We start from the raw sequence: 17,848 nt of genomic DNA, 5'->3' as shown, positions 1-17,848 counted from the left end.
CCACCCCTACAACGTCGTGACGTGTTGCGTGTCGCTGGAGCCGCGGCGCTGTTGCCGACGGCAGGGTGCCTGACCAGCGGCGACCGCAGGCCACCGAACACACACCTCTCGCCACCCGAAAACTACGACGCGCTCCGCGAGGCTGACCTCTCGTATCCGATATACGGCGAGGAGCTACCCGACGCGACACTGCCAGACGTGTTGCGCGACGAAGCGGAGGTGTCCGTCGCCGACCTCGCCGACGGCCGCCACCTGTTGCTCACGTTCCTGTACACACGCTGTGCAGGTGTCTGTGTCGGGCTGGCATCGCTTCTGGTCCACGCCCAGGCCCGTGGCGCCCGAGACGGGTTCACCGACGACATCAACCTCGCGGCCATCACGTTCGACCCGGAATCCGACACCCCCGACGTGTTACGCGAGTGGGGAGATGGGCAGGGGTTCGACTACGACCTCGAGAACGTCTCTCTACTTCGACCCGAGACGCCCGAGCGCGCGCGGCGCGTCGTCGAGGACACGTACGGCGAGGCCTACGAATACGAAGAAGAGGGAGAGGACTCGGGGATGCCGTATATTCACAACGGCCTCATCCTGTTGGTAAACGAGAACGGCATCGTCGAGCGAAGCTACGAGAGCGGGCCACCACAACCCGCCGACGTGCTGGAGGACGTCGAATCACTCGTGGACACCTGACCCATGAACCGACGCGAACTGCTGGCCGGATTCGCTGGTCTTGGAACCGTCGGTGGCGGCGTCTGGCTACTACGCGGCGGTGATCCGTCGGGCGACGTGGAGCCACGGCGCCTGAACACCGTCGAGGCCCCGGGGAGCCCCGGCTCCCCGATCACGGTTCCCGAACGCGGTCGCGTCACGTTCCTCGAGTTCTTCGCTACGTGGTGTAGCGTCTGCGCGCAAGCGATGCCCGCACTCGGCGAGGCGTACGACCGCGTCGGCAACGACGTGCAGTTCGTCTCGGTGACCAATCAACCGGTCGGACACGCGGTCTCCGAGGCGGACATCCGTGACTGGTGGCGCGATCACGATGGGCGCTGGCCGGTAGCGACCGACGACGACCTCACGCTGACGCAGGCACTCGACGCACAGACGATACCCACAGCAGTCGTCCTCGACGAGAACAACCACATTACGTGGTCCGGAACGGGCGCACACGCTGCCGATACGATCGTGACGACTCTCGAGGAAGCAGGCGGTCACGATGCTTAGCTCCGAGATCGTTGGGGCCACGGGCATCGCGTTCGGCGCGGGCATAGCCACGTTCTTCTCGCCGTGCTCGAACGCGTTGCTCCCCGGATATGTCGGCTACTACGTCACGGCCACCGATGGCGATGACCCGCCGATTACCGGGGCGCTCGTGCGAGGAGTTGCGGCGGCCCTGGGGGCGGGGCTCGTCTTCGCCGGGCTTGCAGTGCTCGTTCTGGTCGTCGGAGAGTCGATAACACCGTTCGTTTCGGTCATCGAGCCGCTCGTTGGCGTTGCCCTCATCGGGTTCGGTGTGGCTGTTGTCCTCGGTCTGGGCCCCACACTGCACCTCCCACTCCCGGAACGCAGCGAATCAGTCGCAGGATTCGTGGCATTCGGTAGCGGGTACGCAATTGCTGCCGCAGGGTGTGTCCTTCCGCTGGTCCTCGCCATCATCGTACGAGCGTTGACCTTCCCACCGGGCCACGTCCTGGTGGTCATCACGGCGTACGCCACCGGGTTCGGTCTGCTTCTGGTGGGCGCGACGGTTGCCATCGCGGTTGGACAGCGTGGGCTTCTCGACCGGATCGGGCACCGCCGACGGCTCATCCACACGGCCGCTGGAGTCGTCCTCGTCGTCGCAGGCGTCGGCCAGTTGCTGATCGCATTCTGATACGGATTACTGTAACTGTTTACCGGCGCACCCGCCGCCCGGGTCGCGGGTGCGCCGGCAATGACTTACAGTAAACCGTATGAGAGGGAGTATCGTAGCCAACCGAACGGTTCGTCGCTCATCTGCCGACACCGTGTTTCGATCCGCCGGCGGGACTTCTACGATAATCCCTCTGCGGTGCCGACACATGCCTCGCCACCCAGTGCTATCGGACTACCTTTCACGATACCGACGCACCACGAGGCGTTTCACAGAGATGCAAGGAGGAAGCCCACGGCGTTAGCCGTGAGAGGAATCCGACCTCGTTTCGGTCGAATCAGCTGTCCAGGAGGTTGACAGTGGAATAGTCGACGATGCAGTCCGATGAACCGCTCGAGTCGCGTCCTCAGAACGTTCTGATCTGACGACGAAGCGTCTCCCCGTCTTCGTCCTGATAGTCGACGACGAGTTCGTGGCCCGTCCTGGTCTCCTGAAGGTCGTCTACGTGTACCTCGAACTCGAACGGCGGCTCGTCAGCGGTTGCGACGGTCGCGTCGCCGGAGGTCGCGACGACGCGGTCGATTCCCTGGGCACCCTCGACGTGACAGGTGACGAGATCGTCGTCGACGTCACAGTCCAGGGTCCCACGAACCTCCGACCGATCCCCATCTCCGTCTCCGAGGGCCGGGGAGAACTCGAACATCATGATTCCCGGCGTGAACGTGCCGAAGAGGAGTACGAGCGCGAAGAAGATCGAGAGGTTGATCTTGCCCGAGTGGCGGTTCACCGCTCGAACGGTCGGGTGTTCGGCGGTCCGTCGGAGCCGTATCGAGACGGGAACGACGACGAAGTGAGTAAACGGTCCCCAGAGGAGCAACAGGAAGCCGTACGCCATCACGTACGTGAGAAATCCCCATTCGGGCCTGACGGACAACACGACGGCACCGCTCGTCCAGGCGAAAAAGCCGAGAAAGATCAGTGCAGCGCTTTTTAGCCACCGCCAGACCGGCGTGTTGGCGTAGTAGACGCTCAACAGGTCGCGCCACATTCGCTCGGGATACCGTCTGAGCGACGGCGAAGTTCGGCGATCAGCCATTTTGAGTGTATTTTGACGCTGCCATGAAACCGTTTACCGAAAACCGTCGCACGGTGAACGCGGTGGGAGATCAGGCGCCGATAGACCACAACTGGACGAGGAGGAACCAGTTGAGCACGTAGAGGACGACGAACGTCGCCATGAAGATCAGACACATCGCGAAGGTTCCGCGCATATCGACGGCGTGGACCGGCTTTCCACCGTCCGGTGTCAGCCCCCCGTCGGGGCGTAAACCGGCGTCGTCTCCTCTCTCGAGCCGAGCGCCGAACAACAGCGACCCGAGCGCCACGAGAAGAAAGAGGACTCCGGCGAGTATCGCCAGCACGGCGAAGACGCCGAACAGTGACATGAGCGGTGCGGCCGCGGAGATGCTGAAATCGGCACCGGGGATGTTCCGGACGACGCTCGAGGTGCGTCGCGGCACGCCGTAGAGGATGCCGAGGTAGATCATGGCAAGCGTCGCGATACCCATCGCCCCGGCGTAGAAGTACGGTACCAGCGACGCGAGCGTTCCGGAGACGAAATCGCGCCGGAACATCGTCTGGATGACGAAAAAGACCAGCCCCATGAAGGCGAGCGTCGTCCCCACCGCGACGGTGGCGTGGAAGTGTCCGACCGTCGCGAAGGTGTTGTGCCAGGTGATGTTGAGCTGGAGTTGGCCCATCAGGACGCCGGTGATGCCGCCGACGAATCCGAACAGGATGATGCTGAAAATCGTCGCGGAGAAGACGGGATTGCGCCAGGGAGCGGAGGTGAGCCAGCCGAACAGGCCGCCACCAAGACCGCGCTGGCGGCGGCCGGCCTCCAGCCCCGCCGGGATGGCGAAGGCGTGTATCATGCTCGCGAACGCGGCACCGTAGAACGCGTACGACGTGTTGAAGAGCTTCCAGCCGACGCCGAGGGCCGGGTCCGCCATCAGGTGGTGGGCCGCCCCGAGGTTGATGAAAAACAGGTAGAGGATGAACGCCGACCGCGAGACTTTCTCGCTGACGACCACGGCGCCGCCGACGACGTGAGTCAGGAAATACCACACCGTGATCATCGCCAGCAAGTTGATCTGCTGGGAGCCGTGTCCGATCGTCCAGAAGAGCGTCCGATAGGCACCGCTGTTTATCGTCTCGATGATGCCGACCTTCCAGACGAGGCCGTAACTGAAGGCGGCGATCCCGCCGAGAATGGCCTGAACGGCGATGATGCTCGTGATGAACGCACCGAAGGTCACGAGCGGAAGCGTGTCGTCCGTCCCCCAGCGTTTTTCCTTCCAGATGGTGGCGAGAAACGGCACTGCAGCGATGGTCGCCCCGACCAGGAAGACGATGGCGCTGGCGAAAAAGCCCGTCGGGATGTTCAGTGGGACGTAGGCCGTAAGCAGCGGTGCGACCTCGGCGCCGGACGCCGTCCAGATGAAGTAGTTGATGCCGAGAGCGCCAGCGACCATCGTGACCCAGCCGGCTTTGGCGACCTTCGTGAGCGGGAGTCGCCGGCCGAGTACCATCGGACCGCCGACGTAGAGAATGGCGATCTCCATGAACACCAGCCAGAAGATGAGGAGGTTCCAGGCGTGCATGCTGAGATGGCGGTAGTAGTTAGCTTCGCCGATCAATCCGATCAGTTCCCAGCGGGTCATCGCGACGGTGATGGCGAAGATCCCACCGACGACCATCGCGACGACCGCCGTCAGTCCGAAGAGTTTGACGTGGTTCTCGGCCGTGCGATGAATCTCGAGGCCGGTCACGGAGCAGGTCCGGAACCCCTCCTCGTCGTAGTCGTTATCGAACAGCTGAGAGAGCGTCGCGACCATTTACGGTTCCTCCACGTAGAGGGTGCCGTGCATGCTGTTGTGACCCTGGCCACAGAACTCGTTGCAGATGACGTGGTAGGTTCCCGGATCGTCGAAGCTCATCGGGATAACCCACTCGGTGTCCGGGAGGATCTGGAGGTTGATCTGCTGGCTCAGGCTGTGTTCCGGACGAATCGAGAAACCGTGCTGGACGTCGTACGCTCCCAGATGGATGTCGTACTCCTGGCCCGCTTCGAGCACCACCGGGAGGCCGTCCCAGTTGAACCGGAACGCACCGATGTAGACCGAGTCTCCTGGCGGGATGATGTGTCCCTCCTCGTTCTCGTCAGCTTCGTCTATGTACGCCTGGACTGTTTCCCGATACTCGGATGGATCGACCTCGTACGTCTCGCCGACGGGATTCTGGTCACCGAAGCGGGTGAAGCCGCTCATCCAGCCGAAGATGGCCAGCGACCAGACGCCCGCGATGCCGAGCCACATGCCTTCGCGCCGATTGACTGGTTCGTCCCACCAGTTGCCTTCGGGTTTGTCGAATGGTCCCGGCATGAATCACCTCGCAGGCACCGAGAATACGTCTATCAGTCCCCATCCAACGTACGTGACGAAAAAGAAGATTATCCCAATCACTGCCAGCAGCCATATTCGGTTGTAGATTCGTTGCATGACGGGGATCTCCTCGGTATCTTCGTGGCTCATGGAATACGATAGCCAATGTCATGACCAGCTGGTTTAAACCTTTTCCCAATGTTGGACCCCTATTATCCTTGTCATACCCATAGTAATAAACTACCCATGGGAAAATTTTATTTTAATAAATACGGAGAGTACTACAAACTGCGTCGGAAAATTTCGGCCCGCAATTTGGAAAACACCGGGAAATGCCTCGAGAAGGTACTGCATCTCACCACTGTCTCGTTACTGCAACCCCGCTCTGTCTCAGTACGTTCACCTTGTTCTCGTCCGTACGCGATATAGGCAAACGAACGCGTCGCAGAAGACGCCACCGACGACGAGCATCGTCAGGACCACGAGCCATCCGGGGTCGGCCACCCGGACTATGGTGGGAGCGGCGCATCGAGTAACGGGAAACTGTGCTTTCAGGTCGTCGTCTCCCTGTGGACGGCCGCCACCATCGGGAAGTCCCTTCTGGTACACTCCTGCAAGAAATCCGTCATTACCGCCAGATTCATCCGTCTACTCGTCGAATACGGATCTATGCCCGAACAGCTTTCGCTGCGGTCAGACGGTGGATTCACTCCGCGGAGAGTAGCCGTCCTGATTGGGGCGCTCGTCGGTTTCGCTGTGACGTGGGCGTTGTTCGTCGTCGCACCGCCTGACGGTTCCGTCTCACCGTTCGCGATGGGAATCAGCTTCCTCGCAGGCGCGTACCTTCTGGTCCTCGTGTACTCGTACCTGAAACAACCCAGTACGAGGTCGTCGTAGTCTAGCGGTGCCTGATACAGTTTGCTGTCCATGGATCGACCGGGTGCCGTTCCGCGGTCTCAGGTAGACAGGTACAGCAATCCGTATGAGCAGTTGGATGGACGTCGGTTCCGAGGAAATCGGCCGCTCTCCCCGGATCAATTCTCCGTCACGTATCGCGCCGCCGAATCGCTCCTCGAGCGCCCGTCACTCCGACTCGATGATGACGGAGCCTCGAGGCCCGGCCGAGAGAGCAAGCATCCCGATGCCGGCGACGCAGTCGGGACAGTACGTCTTCGTGACGGCCTCGTACCGCCCGGCGAGTGCGGGACACGGTTCGCTCGAGAGGCGGAACACCCGGTCCTCCCGGATCGGGTCGCCACACCGGTCGCAGACGGGGCCGGGTGGGCCGTCGGAACTCGCCGCGTCGGCGGCGTCGGACCGCGAACTCATCGGGGCCGCCTCCCGAACCGGCCGCTAATCGGGACCGGGGGCTGATCGAGCGCGATACTAAACTGTCGTGCGAGACCTTTTTGTCTCGGTGGCAGTAACGAAAGCATGGCAGCCAAACGTCGCGTGTTTGGAAGCCACCCGCCTCGGGTGCTCCACCACCCGGGGCATTTCACTACGCATGCCCCCGCGGACACGTTCTGGGGCGAGCGGCTTCCATCGTGACAGTATATCTGAACGATAATATAATTACTGGTATCTCGTGAAGGAAGTGAGGTGACCGGTTCTCGAGACGAAGCGGCGATGCCCGTATCGACCGTCGGGGAGACGCCGTATCATACGGATTACTGTACCTGTTTACCGGCGCACCCGCCGCCCGGATCGCGGATGCGACGGCAATGACGTACAGAAAACCGTATCACGCCTCGTCATCGGTGGTCGATGGCAGCCGAAACGAGAACGTCGATCCGCCGTTCTGTTCGGACTCGACCCAGATGTCGCCACCGTGTCGTTCGACGACTCGCCGGCAGAGTGCGAGGCCGATTCCCGTCCCGTCGTGCTCTTCGTGGGTGTGGAGTCGCTGGAATATCTCGAAAATTCGGTCTCCATCGTCTCGATCGATACCGATCCCCCCGTCACTGACCGAAATGATCCACTCGTCCCCGTCACGCGTGGCAGAGATCGATATGCGGGGTTCCTGCTCACCGCTGTACTGGAGGGCGTTTTCCAGCAGGTTCTGGAAGAGTTGGCGGAGCTGGCTGGCGTCACCGTCGACGGTCGGAAGCGACTCGGCAGTGATATCGGCACCGGTTTCGTCGATCCGGACAGCCAGATCCGTCAGGACGTCGTCCAACACTGCGTCAAGGTCGACCGAACCGAAGGACGTTCCCTGCGTTTCGACCCTGGAGTACGTAAGCAACCCCTCGATCATCGCCTCCATTCGCTCGGCACCGTCAACTGCGAACTCGATGAACGCTTCGGCGTCTTCGTCCAGTTCGTCGCGATACCGACGCTCGAGCAGTTGCAGGTAGCTCGTGACCATCCGTAACGGCTCCTGGAGGTCGTGAGAGGCGACGTAGGCGAACTGCTGAAGTCGCTCGTTGGATTCTTCCAACCGACGCTGGTACTCGTACCGGTCCGTGATGTCGAAATGTGCAACAGCGACGTACCGCTGATCGTCGTCGGTGAACGACGCTGCGCGCATGAGAAACCACCGTTTCCTATCGGGGGAGTGACACGGGTATTCGAACTCGAAGAGTTCTCGTTCGCCCGCCAGGATCTCCGACAACCCAGCGGCAGCCGTCTGTGCCGTCTCCGTCTCCGCCTGTCCGGTGATCGCCAGGTAGTTGGTTCCGATCGTATCCGGCCGAATTTCGATATCGTTCGCTTCGCCGAACTCCTGCCATGCGCGATTCGTGTACAGGATCGTCCCTTCGTCATCGAGGATTGCGAAGTTGATCGGGAGGGTGTCCACGGCCGCTGGAATGAGCGCTTCTGGCTCCCGGCCATTCATATCCGGTTTCAGCCGACTGACGGGGAAAAGGTTGTCCCGGTCCGTCGCAGGCGACGACACGTCCGCGACAATCACTCGCAATCTGCTGGTCGGAGGAGAAGATACTCGCCCCTCTCGACAGTAACGTGAAAGTCGCTGTAGACGAATTTGACTGTCCCGTTCTGCCGGGACTGACACAGATCGTCCAGCAGTTCCGGATCGATCGTCCTGTATAACGGAGTCAACTCCCGCGGCTCACACTCTTTGAGCGAACTTACAGCATCGATCGCCGCCGTACTCACGGATTCATCCGCTGGAATTTCGTACTCCACCACCAACTGCTGTTCCGGATTTCCGGGGGCCATTATCGGTTTCAGTAGTCGTGGTCGGATAAATACCGAGTTTGAAAGTGAAACAACTGCACGAGTTACAGACTGACCGTCGATCCGTCCGACGATCAGGCGGGCAACGACGTGCAGTGGCCAGGATTGGGATTATCGTAACCGTTCGACGGTTCCCTCCGACGAACCGGGGAACAACGCCGAATACCGGGCATCGAAGCGGTTCCTTGCCACATGTGATACGCTTTTGCCCGGAGAAACCGTATCACCGGTATGACGCTTCGCGTCGACGAACGTGCGACCGACTTCGAGGAGATCGATCGGTTCGACGGCGGCGTCGGCTGGATCGCACATTCCGACGAACGTATGCAACGCGCGAGCCACGCCCTCGAGGTCGACGGCGAGTGCTGGCTCGTCGACCCGGTCGACGCCGAGGGGCTCGACGAGTTGCTGGCCGAGTTCGGCCCGGTCGCCGGCGTCGTCGTCCTGCTCGACCGACACAGCCGCGACGCGGAGACCATCGCGAACCGCCACCGGGTCCCGGTCTATCTTCCTCGCTGGTTCGAGGGCGTCTCCGAGGAGATCGACGCGCCGGTCGCCCGGTTTTCCGACCAACTCTCCGATACCCGCCTCGAGGCGCGCAAACTCGTCGACAACCGCTTCTGGCAGGAGGCCATCCTCTTCGATCCGGAACGCGGAACGCTCGTCGTCCCCGAATCGGTCGGAACGGCGGAGTACTTCCTGGCGGGGAACGAACGCCTCGGCGTTCACCCGATGCGCAGACTGATTCCCCCACAGGAGAAACTCGGACGGGTCACTCCGGAACGAGTCCTCGGCGGTCACGGCCCCGGCGTCCTCGAGAACGCCGACGTGGCGCTCGAGGACGCACTCGCGGGTTCGAGGCGACGAGCGCCGCTGCTGTATGCGGGAGCAGTGCGAACGGCGCTCCCGTTCTGACGGTGCTCGCCGACGACTCCGGCACCGGCGGGGCATACAGCTAACTACGCTCGGACCCTACGAGACGTATGGTTTACATCACGCGAGGGCTCGTCGAAGTCCTGCTCGATCTGGCCAGCGACGCCGATCCGGATCGCGTGACGACCGGCGTGTCGGTCACGCCGGCCGGCGAACTCGAGGGGGCCGACGCCGTTCCCCCGGAGACGCCGGTCTTCACCGACTTCTTTCTCCCCGATCCCGGCAACTCGGTCAACGCCGTCTTCGGCGTCGACCTCTCGACGCCAGCACGACAGGCCCAGGGACAGTTCGTCTCTCACCCTCTCCGCGAACTCGAGGTGACGAAACGGGACGACCTCGCGCAGGTGATCTTCGTCGCGGTCCCGCCGTGGACCGACGACGAGCGTTCCTTCGGCGCGTTCGACCGAACCGGCGACCGCCAACCCCTCGAAATCGTCGACGCGCGGCCGCCGGCACAGTCGCTCTCGGAGTGATCGCGCGTCGAAATACGGTCCGTCGAAGAAAAATTCCCGCCGGATATCCGCGGCCCAGTCACCGGATCAGCCGCCGGTCGGCGACGGCCAGTCGCCGTCGTCGATTATCCGACCGATGATGCCTCGCCGGTTCGATTCGCCATCGTCCGAATCGTCGGATGGGAAGTTCGGAACGTGTGGCATGGAGCTCGCCCTCCAGGTCGAACTACGTGCTCCGACTCGGATAACGGTTGGGCCGGCATCGGTCGGGTGCTATCGAGGGGGTCACCATCTCGATCACTCGAGGAGTCGCCACTCGTTCACTCGAGGGGGACGCAATCCCGATCACTCGAGAGCCAGTCAATTCGACCACTCGAGGAAACCAGTATTTCGATTGCTCGAGGCGCGGTGAGTCTCGATTACGCGAGGCGGGGTCACCTCCCTACTCGAGGTATCCGAGTCCCCGGAGCTGTTCGGTGATCTCTTCGAACTCCGCTTCGGTCAACTCGCCTTCTTTCTGGTGCTGGATGACGATACTCCGGAGCAAAAACCGGACGAGATCGCTCGTACTCTGGAAGCTCGTCCCCTCGATCGTTTCTTCGACGCGCTCGGCGAGATCCTTCGGGATCGAGACGGTGGTGTACTCGGTCATATTCGTTACTCCGTCGCTGCCCCCAAATGCGTGTCGACAGCCGAGACGCCTTCGTAGCGGTTTTCATAACGGGACGCGAACTGTCACCTATGGGAGTCCGGCCACCATCGAGCGGAGACGACGACGAGCCCGAAAGTATCGAGTTCGGTATCGCCGCGGTCGACGCCCGCCTTAAAGACGCCGACCTCTCCTTTCCGGCGACCAAAGACGACGTCGCGGCCGAACTCGGCCACGAACGGATTCCGTACAACGTCCACGGGAGCGACGTGGCACTCGGGGAGATGCTCGCGGAAGTCGACGCCGAGGAGTTTCGCTCCCGCCAGGAACTGCTGAACGAACTCCACCGCCCGTTCGAGGAGTATCGAAAGAAACACTCCGGCGGCGTCTTCCAGCAGATGCGGTCGATGCTCCCGTTCTGATCCGGGGGCCAGTCGCCGACCGATTCCCGCTCGAGGGGTGGCCAGTTGGTCCCTGTCCGGCGTCGATCGGGGGTCGATTTTCCTCCAGCAGCCGCCCGTCCGACGGTCCGGGATGACGCCGCTCTCTGCTCTGGTCGTACCTACTGTGTCCAGTCGTTTCTGTCGGACTCGCGTACGCCTTTCGTCGGCCGGCAGTCGTCTTCAGCAGTCCGTCTCAATCGTCCTTTCGGTCGCGCTCCTCCCGGGTGATCTGCTCCAAGCGGCGACGCTGTTCGCGGTGTAAGGTGACGAGCATGTCCGAGAGGACGCCGAACATGAGCAACTGGACACCCAGCAGGATGGCCGCAGCCGAGACGAGCGCGAGGATTTCGTGGCCCTGGCCGTACTGGACCCACTGGTAGAGGACGTACACCGCGACGAAGCCGCCGGCGACGATCCCCGAGACGCCGAGGCTCCCGAAGTAAAACAGCGGGTTGTTCGTCTTCGCCAGCGAGTACAGCGCCAGGATGATCGTCCCGCCGTCTTTCACCGGGTGCAGGTTCGTCTCCGATTCCTCCGGGCGGGCGCTGTAACTGACCGGGACGACCGTCGTGTCGACCCCGTGTTTCACGCACTCGACGGCGATTTCGGTCTCGATCGTAAAGCCGTCAGAGTCGAGCGAGAGCCGTTCGAACGACTCGGTCGTAAACGCCCGGTAGCCCGAAAGGATGTCGTCGTAGTCGGCCCCGTGGATGAACCGGAACGAGCGGTTTATCAGCCGGTTGCCGAAGCCGTTGAGCGCACGCATCGCGTCGTCGTCCATGTCCGCAAACCGGTTGCCGATGACGTGTTCGTACCCTCGCGAGAGCGGCTCGAGCATCGTCTCGGCGTCGGCCGGATCGTACGTTCCGTCGCCGTCGAGCATCAACACGTACGGGACGTCGACGTACTCGAGGGCCTCGCGGACCGCCTGTCCCTTGCCGTCGCCGGACTGGATCAACACCTGCGCGCCGCGTTCGCTCGCAATCTCGCGCGTGTCGTCTGTGGAGTCGCCGTCGACGACGACGACGTTCGTGTAGCCGTGGTCGTAGAACCCGTCGATGACCTCGCCGATCGTGGCCCCCTCCTCGAGCGTCGGAATGAGAACGCAGACTTCGTCGGGCGTGATCTCGCGCGTCGCCGTGGCCTCGCTCATGGCGATAACCTCCCCGCGATCGAGTTCAGCCGAATCCGCGCGAGCCTCGACATTCTCCATCGCCAGCCACTCGTCGGTCAGACTGCAAAAGGATACTGGTCGCGATTACGCGCTCGATTTCACTCGTTCGGTCCGATCGGAAAATTACTTTTGAGTACACGACCACCTGATACGGATTACTGTAACTGTGTCCCGGCGCACCCGCCGCCCGGGTCGCGGGTTCGCCGGCAATGACTTACAGTAAACCGTATGAGAGAGTGATGAAAACCATCGGTCTCACAGACGAGGTCTACGAACGATTACGCGTTCGAAAGCGTGGCGACGAGAGCGTTTCCGACCTCGTCGATCGACTGATCGACGAATCCAATCCCGACTGGAAAGCGACGTTCGGAACGCTTCCCGACGAGGAGGCAAGCGAGTTCGAAACGATCGCGTTGCGGTCGGCGGCCAGCCACGGGCAGGCAACTCGTCAACAGCACGCGATAGCGGAATTGTCGGACCCGCTCGACTCCGAAGCGAAGCGCGAAGACGAATCCACGAACGAGACGTAAACTCCTCGATACGACGTTCCTGATTCACCACTGAGGAGGGCGTTTCGACGTGTACGAGTACCTCGAGTCCCAGCCGAACGACGTCGAGTACATCACGACGACGCTCAATCTCAAAGAGATCGCGGTCGGCCGAATGCTTGTGGGAGAATTCGACCCGAACGAGATCCGGTCCCAGTTCGAGTGGGTTCGCACCGTTCCGATCACGGTCTCGTCCGCGTGGGAAATCGCTGCCATCGAAGTTCCGCTTCATCGAGCGGAAGACGTCAACGGCGATCGAATCAACGCCCTCACGGCGGACGCGATGATTGCCGGCGTGGCGTCGGAGTACGACGCGACCGTCGTCTCGACGAACGTAGACGACTTCCGGGCGCTCGGCGTTCCGGTCGAATCGTATCCGCAAGCCCGATCGTCCGTGCGTCGATCAGTTCTGTTGGTCCGTTCTCACCACGTCAGCCCTTCGTACACCTCGAGGGCGTCCCGGTCGACGTCGATCCGCCGGCCGTCGACGAGGACGCGCCGCGCCATCCCGTCGAAGGAGAGGTCGTCGAACTCGGGCCAGTCGGTGGCGACGACCGCCCCGTCGGCACCCGACAGCGCGTCGTCGGCCGACTCGGCGTACTCGATCTCGAGGTCGGGGTACCGCTCGCGGACGTTCCCCATCGCGACCGGGTCGTAGGCGACTGGCCGCGCGCCGCGCTCGAGGAGGACGTCGATCACGTCCAGCGCGCGGGACTTTCGCACGTCGTCCGTACCGGGCTTGAACGAGAGGCCGAGGACCGCGATTCGTGCGGCCTCGAGGTCGACGTGGTCGGCGAGCAGGCCGACGAGCCGGCGCGGCTGGGCGTCGTTGACGGCGACGACGGCGTCTAAGAGTGCGGGGTCGTACCCCTGTTCGCGCGCACCGGCGCGGAGGGCGTCGACGTCTTTCGGGAAACACGAGCCGCCCCAGCCGAGCCCCGAGCGCATGAACCGCTCGGAGATCCGGTCGTCGAGGCCGACCGCCGCGAGCACCTCGTAGGCGTCCGCGCCGTACTCCCGCGCGACGTTGCCCAGTTCGTTGACCAGCGACACCTTCGACGCGAGGAAGGCATTGTTCGCGTACTTGATCAGCTCCGCCTCGCGGATCCCCGTCTCGACGAGCGCGGTCTCTTCACGGGCGAGGATCGGCGCGTACAGCTCACGCAGGGTCGCCGCGGCGTCGTCGCTCGTCGCGCCGATGACGACCTTCTCCGGCTCCAGAAAGTCCGCGACCGCCGTCCCCATCCGGAGGAACTCCGGGTTCATCGCGAGTTCGAGTCCGTCGCCGACGGCGGTCCCGGCTTCGGCCTCGAGGATCGGACCGACGACGTCCTCCGTCGTACCGGGGAGGACGGTGCTCTTGACGACCACGAGGTGATCGTCGACCTCGAGCTTCGGTGCGAGCGCCTCGCCGAGCATCTCCGCGCCGGCGCGCATGAGCGCTAACTCGAGGCTGCCGTCGTCGGCCTGGGGCGTCGGGAGACAGAGGAACGTGACGTCGGTCTCGCGGACGTCGGCGTACTCCGTCGTCGCCTCGAGTCGGGAACCGGCGTGGTCGGCGATGCGTTGCTCGAGACCCTCCTCGTGGATCGGCGCTTCGCCGGCGTTCAACGCGTCCACGACGTCCTCGTCGATCTCGACGTTGACGATGTCGTGACCGAGGTCCGCGAGGCAGGCGGCGACGGTCGTCCCGACGTAGCCGCTGCCGACGATAGAGACGTGCATACGACCTGAAACGACGGGCTGACGTTAGTCGTTTTTGGGTTGTGGTTCCGAATGCGGTGGGGTGGGAACCCTCGAGTTCGGTGGTGAGGGGGGTATGGATGGATGTCACACGGCCTATAGTAACAACTGCAACGATTTACACCCTGATCGCCAGACGAATCGGCGATCAGGTGTGCAATGACTTGCAGTGGCTACTATATTGCACGTCATTTCCGGTGGCACGTGACCGTCTGCAGCCCCACACCAAATCGTTACGATAGATCCTCTCAGTATCGCTCGACACGCAATCCGTCGACGTGTTCGAAGTCCCGGTCGTTCGTGACGACCGGGGATCGCGCTCGAACATGTCCCGGTCCGTAGCGACGGGCGACTTGGTCCGTAACCACGGGCGACTCGGTCCGTAACGACGTCGAAAGCCCTCGGCCGTCTCGAGTCCCGCGACTCGCTGCGCGCTTCGGGCGCTGTGCGCCCTGCAGTGCTTGCGTCGCCGGGGTTCCTCGAGACGCCCTCGCCCTTTCAGTCCGCCAGGAACGGACACCAAAGCGTCCTCCGCATGCCTGCCCTTCCCCGGGTCGCACGACCCGCGCCGTAGCGCGGGCACGTGCTCCCGGCCACGGGAACCCTGTTACGGACAGTGCGCGTGTACCGTAACCGAATCACTAGACGAGTTTCGATCTATATTCACACCATTTCCAATAGATATAAGTCACGTTCTGTCGAACATAGTGATGGAAGTCAGTACTCCAACAGGTACAGGGGGCATGTACGGAAATGCCCCGGGTGCTAGAGCCACCCGAGGCTGGCTTCCAATGCGGTGTCGCAATGGAGCCATGTTCAACTCATACACGACGAGACATAAACGTCTCGCACGACCGTCGAACCGCCCACAAACGCGATTTGCGCTCAAGGAGCTTTCGCTATGGAACCTCCCGAGGGGTCGATGACCGACAGAACATCGTCGGACACCACGTCCGGTACCGGAGACGACGACCCTCCCGGTCCAACGCGCTGTCCCCGCTGTAATACCCCGATAGCCATGGTCTCGAGTACCGGGCCACTGACCCACATCGCCTCGCCCTGTGGCTGTCAGGTTTCAGCGAGCGTTCTCGACAAGGGGGACTCGAGGTAGAAACTGGGGCTGAGCGACAGGACACACCGTTTTTGGGCCGAAATCGATTCACGATCGACTACTGAACTGAATCGATCGTCAGCGTTCAAAATAGCGATAACGACATCAGTATCAACGGACACGCTTTGATAGAGTGCTACTCGGCAGGCGTTGGGGTTTTCTCCTCGAGTCGCTCGGCGGCTCGATCGCGATCCTCCGGGTAGCCGACGTCGATGCGCCAGCCATCCATCCGGATCGCGTCGATCGTCCGCCCGGACTGGATCAGCAGGTCGATCGCGTCCGGGAGTTCGTACTCGCCGCGATCGCTCGGCTGCACGAGATGACAGGCGTGGAAGATCGCCGGCGTGAACGTGTAGAAACCGGTCATGACCAGGTTCGACGGCGGGTCGTCGGGCTTTTCCATCACCTCGACGATCTCCCCGTACTCGTTGGTGTCGAGAACGCCGTACCGGGAGGCCTCTTCCATGGGGACCTCCTCGACGAGGAAGGCGGCGTCGGCGCGGTCCTCGCGCTGGCGGTTGACGACGTCCCCGAGGTTGCCCCGGAAGACGTTGTCGCCCAGCATGAGCACGAAGTCGTCGTCGACGTGTGGCTCCGCCTGGAGGATGGCGTGGGCGAGCCCCAGCTGTTCGCGCTGGTGGGTGTACGTTATCGGGACGCCCTCGTACTCGTCGCCGTAGCGCTCGATGATCTGTTCTTTTCGGTAGCCCACGACGACGATCAGTTCCGTGACGCCGATCTCGAGGAGGTTGTCGAAGACGTCCTCGAGGAGGGGTTTGCCGTCGACTTCCACGAGGACCTTCGGCTTGTCTTCGGTGAGCGGCCGGAGGCGAGTGCCCTTGCCTGCGGCCAGGACGACTGCTTGCATACCCGGATACTCTCGAGTGGTGTTGTATATACTTTGTGAGCTACATGACTATTCATTGCCTATTGCTCAACCTGCGCCTGAAGACGCAGGTATGCGCTATAGTAGCCACTGAAACGATTTACACATCGAGCGCCGATTCATCTGGCGATCGGGTGTGCAATGACTTTCAGTGGCTACTATAGCAATCTGGCCCGTCCACACGCGACGTGAATCGCACGACAGCGTGACAAGCCGCCTGTGTTCATCCTCGTTGATCGTGGTACTGGGCAGCGCTACGTGATCCCAGCGAAAGCCGCCGACGAATCGACGATTCGACTCCTGCTAGCGGTCGGCCAGCAGGAGTCGCTCACCCTCCTATGAAAATCCCGCACCGGGCTATACCACACCACTGACAATAGTTGTTCGGGTGAGCCGCCCGGCTCACCCGAACGCAACTACAAAATCACCGGACAGCGGCCATTTTGGAGAAAGAATCATCCGGTAGGCGGGGGCAATCCTGTTGCGGTAGCGGTGGCTGTGCGGACGAAAGCAAGCCGTGCCTGAGCGACGCAACTGTCGCTCAGGCACTCACCTCCGGTGGATCGTACGGTTCCTGTCGCTTCAGCATGTAGAAGATGGAGACCAGCATCTTCCGAGCTGTTGCAACAATCGCTATCTGCTTGTTTTTCCGCCGTTTCAACCGTGTGTAGAAATTGCCGAGGTAATCGTCGTACCGGACGGAAACATGGGCACATTAGACGAGGGCCCAGCGCAGTGGCGCTGAGCCCTCTTTGCTGATGCTTCCATGGACTTCCATGTCGCCGGACTGGTGAACCATTGGATCGAGTCCAGCGTAACTCACCAGTTCTTCCTGCCGGTCAAACCGATCAATTTCACCGATTTCTGCAACGATTAACGCAGCCGTGGACTGGCCAACACCCGGAATCGACAGCAGCCCAGCGGCTGCTGGCGATTCCAGTGTCTTCTGCTCGATCTTTGCTTCGAGCTTCTCGATCTGTGCGTCGTACTCGTCGATCACGGAGAGGTACGCTTCGACGATCGTTCGATCAGCATCACTGAGCGAGAGTTCCGCGAGGAACTCTCGCCCAGTTGGGCCGAACAACTCGCTGTCGTAGGCGTTGTCGGTGCGCTTGAGGACAGCTCTGACGCGGTTTTTCTCTGCTGTCCGTTCTTCGACGAGCGCCTTCCTCGTTCGGACGAGATCCCGCAACATGCGGATCTCGTCCGACGGGACGTAACTCTCAGCGAGCATGTCCGCCCGAAGCATGTGTGCGAGTCGTTTCGCGTCGATGCGATCGGTCTTGACCGTCGCATCGGCGATGACCCTGTTCTTTGAAGGGTTGACGAGTGTTACGTCGAGATGCTCGTAATGAGTGACGGAAGTTATGGGCATGGGCTGAGATGGGCGAGTGATGGGAGGAGACCGGCGGGGCG

Annotated in this window: 18 protein-coding genes and 2 pseudogenes; 8 read left to right on the top strand and 12 right to left on the bottom strand. The window is 62.1% G+C overall.

Features of this window, described 5'->3' with window-relative positions; genetic code table 11:
• The first annotated feature begins 21 nt into the window (after window positions 1–21).
• Genes EA473_RS20055 through EA473_RS20045 form a run of 3 tightly spaced genes read left to right on the top strand, consistent with a single transcriptional unit; the run spans window position 22 to window position 1,870 of the window.
• Window positions 22–690 carry an SCO family protein gene (locus EA473_RS20055; protein ID WP_124197402.1) on the top strand — a complete coding sequence of 223 codons (669 nt, stop codon included), beginning with the start codon at window positions 22–24 and terminating at the stop codon, window positions 688–690.
• 3 nt (window positions 691–693) lie between these two features.
• Window positions 694–1,221 (top strand): TlpA family protein disulfide reductase, encoded by a 528-nt coding sequence (locus EA473_RS20050; RefSeq protein ID WP_124197401.1) that lies wholly within the window; start codon window positions 694–696, stop codon window positions 1,219–1,221.
• Complete coding sequence (locus EA473_RS20045; protein ID WP_124197400.1) at window positions 1,214–1,870, top strand: cytochrome c biogenesis CcdA family protein; 657 nt, start codon at window positions 1,214–1,216, stop codon at window positions 1,868–1,870. The genes EA473_RS20050 and EA473_RS20045 overlap by 8 nt, the downstream gene beginning before the upstream one ends.
• A gap of 385 nt (window positions 1,871–2,255) precedes the next feature.
• Here the strand turns inward: EA473_RS20045 and EA473_RS20040 are convergent, their stop codons facing one another.
• From EA473_RS20040 to EA473_RS20010, 7 genes are all read right to left on the bottom strand, one after another.
• The gene (locus EA473_RS20040) at window positions 2,256–2,945 is read right to left on the bottom strand and encodes a hypothetical protein (protein ID WP_124197399.1); all 690 of its coding nucleotides are present in this window, start codon (window positions 2,943–2,945) and stop codon (window positions 2,256–2,258) included.
• A gap of 70 nt (window positions 2,946–3,015) precedes the next feature.
• Window positions 3,016–4,746 (bottom strand): cytochrome c oxidase subunit I, encoded by a 1,731-nt coding sequence (locus EA473_RS20035; RefSeq protein ID WP_124197398.1) that lies wholly within the window; start codon window positions 4,744–4,746, stop codon window positions 3,016–3,018.
• Entirely contained in the window at window positions 4,747–5,292 is a 546-nt protein-coding gene (locus EA473_RS20030; RefSeq protein WP_124197397.1) for a cytochrome C oxidase subunit II, read from the bottom strand.
• A gap of 551 nt (window positions 5,293–5,843) precedes the next feature.
• Entirely contained in the window at window positions 5,844–6,221 is a 378-nt protein-coding gene (locus EA473_RS20025) for a hypothetical protein (RefSeq protein WP_124197396.1), read from the bottom strand.
• Window positions 6,222–6,375: 154 nt separating this feature from the next.
• Entirely contained in the window at window positions 6,376–6,621 is a 246-nt protein-coding gene (locus EA473_RS20020) for a hypothetical protein (protein ID WP_124197395.1), read from the bottom strand.
• A gap of 415 nt (window positions 6,622–7,036) precedes the next feature.
• A complete protein-coding gene (locus EA473_RS20015; protein WP_124197394.1) occupies window positions 7,037–8,131 on the bottom strand; it encodes a sensor histidine kinase in 1,095 nt (364 codons plus the stop codon).
• 71 nt (window positions 8,132–8,202) lie between these two features.
• Complete coding sequence (locus EA473_RS20010; protein ID WP_207890223.1) at window positions 8,203–8,445, bottom strand: HalOD1 output domain-containing protein; 243 nt, start codon at window positions 8,443–8,445, stop codon at window positions 8,203–8,205.
• 279 nt (window positions 8,446–8,724) lie between these two features.
• Here EA473_RS20010 and EA473_RS20005 point away from each other — a divergent pair, with 279 nt between their 5' ends.
• Together EA473_RS20005 and EA473_RS20000 are read left to right on the top strand one after the other, a co-directional pair.
• A complete protein-coding gene (locus EA473_RS20005; protein ID WP_124197393.1) occupies window positions 8,725–9,408 on the top strand; it encodes a hypothetical protein in 684 nt (227 codons plus the stop codon).
• Window positions 9,409–9,476: 68 nt separating this feature from the next.
• Window positions 9,477–9,899 (top strand): hypothetical protein, encoded by a 423-nt coding sequence (locus EA473_RS20000; RefSeq protein ID WP_124197392.1) that lies wholly within the window; start codon window positions 9,477–9,479, stop codon window positions 9,897–9,899.
• 421 nt (window positions 9,900–10,320) lie between these two features.
• Here EA473_RS20000 and EA473_RS19995 read toward each other — a convergent pair whose 3' ends face one another.
• Complete coding sequence (locus EA473_RS19995; RefSeq protein WP_121741256.1) at window positions 10,321–10,530, bottom strand: ribbon-helix-helix domain-containing protein; 210 nt, start codon at window positions 10,528–10,530, stop codon at window positions 10,321–10,323.
• 89 nt (window positions 10,531–10,619) lie between these two features.
• Here EA473_RS19995 and EA473_RS19990 point away from each other — a divergent pair, with 89 nt between their 5' ends.
• Window positions 10,620–10,949 carry a DUF5789 family protein gene (locus EA473_RS19990; protein ID WP_124197391.1) on the top strand — a complete coding sequence of 110 codons (330 nt, stop codon included), beginning with the start codon at window positions 10,620–10,622 and terminating at the stop codon, window positions 10,947–10,949.
• A gap of 214 nt (window positions 10,950–11,163) precedes the next feature.
• Here EA473_RS19990 and aglJ read toward each other — a convergent pair whose 3' ends face one another.
• Window positions 11,164–12,183 (bottom strand): S-layer glycoprotein N-glycosyltransferase AglJ, encoded by a 1,020-nt coding sequence (aglJ, locus tag EA473_RS19985; protein WP_124197390.1) that lies wholly within the window; start codon window positions 12,181–12,183, stop codon window positions 11,164–11,166.
• A gap of 200 nt (window positions 12,184–12,383) precedes the next feature.
• Between aglJ and EA473_RS19980 the strand changes: the two genes are divergently transcribed.
• Window positions 12,384–12,674, top strand: coding sequence for an antitoxin VapB family protein (locus tag EA473_RS19980; RefSeq protein ID WP_124197389.1), 291 nt, complete (start codon window positions 12,384–12,386; stop codon window positions 12,672–12,674).
• A 441-nt stretch (window positions 12,675–13,115) separates the two neighbouring features.
• Here EA473_RS19980 and aglM read toward each other — a convergent pair whose 3' ends face one another.
• A complete protein-coding gene (gene aglM / locus EA473_RS19970; protein ID WP_124197388.1) occupies window positions 13,116–14,417 on the bottom strand; it encodes a UDP-glucose 6-dehydrogenase AglM in 1,302 nt (433 codons plus the stop codon).
• Between the two features lie 1,265 nt (window positions 14,418–15,682).
• Window positions 15,683–16,414, bottom strand: coding sequence for a UTP--glucose-1-phosphate uridylyltransferase AglF (gene aglF / locus EA473_RS19960; protein ID WP_124197386.1), 732 nt, complete (start codon window positions 16,412–16,414; stop codon window positions 15,683–15,685).
• A gap of 222 nt (window positions 16,415–16,636) precedes the next feature.
• On the opposite strand from aglF, the pseudogene EA473_RS19955 reads away from it, so the two are divergent.
• A pseudogene (locus EA473_RS19955) lies at window positions 16,637–16,768 on the top strand (IS1595 family transposase); the annotation flags it as partial.
• A 205-nt stretch (window positions 16,769–16,973) separates the two neighbouring features.
• Here the strand turns inward: EA473_RS19955 and EA473_RS19950 are convergent.
• Window positions 16,974–17,807: pseudogene (locus EA473_RS19950) on the bottom strand (IS110 family transposase).
• Window positions 17,808–17,848: the final 41 nt, after the last annotated feature.

The sequence above is a fragment of the Natrarchaeobius chitinivorans genome, assembly GCF_003841505.1.
GTDB classification, from domain to species: Archaea; Halobacteriota; Halobacteria; order Halobacteriales; family Natrialbaceae; genus Natrarchaeobius; species Natrarchaeobius chitinivorans.
This window is presented reverse-complemented; position numbering and strand designations above follow the sequence as displayed.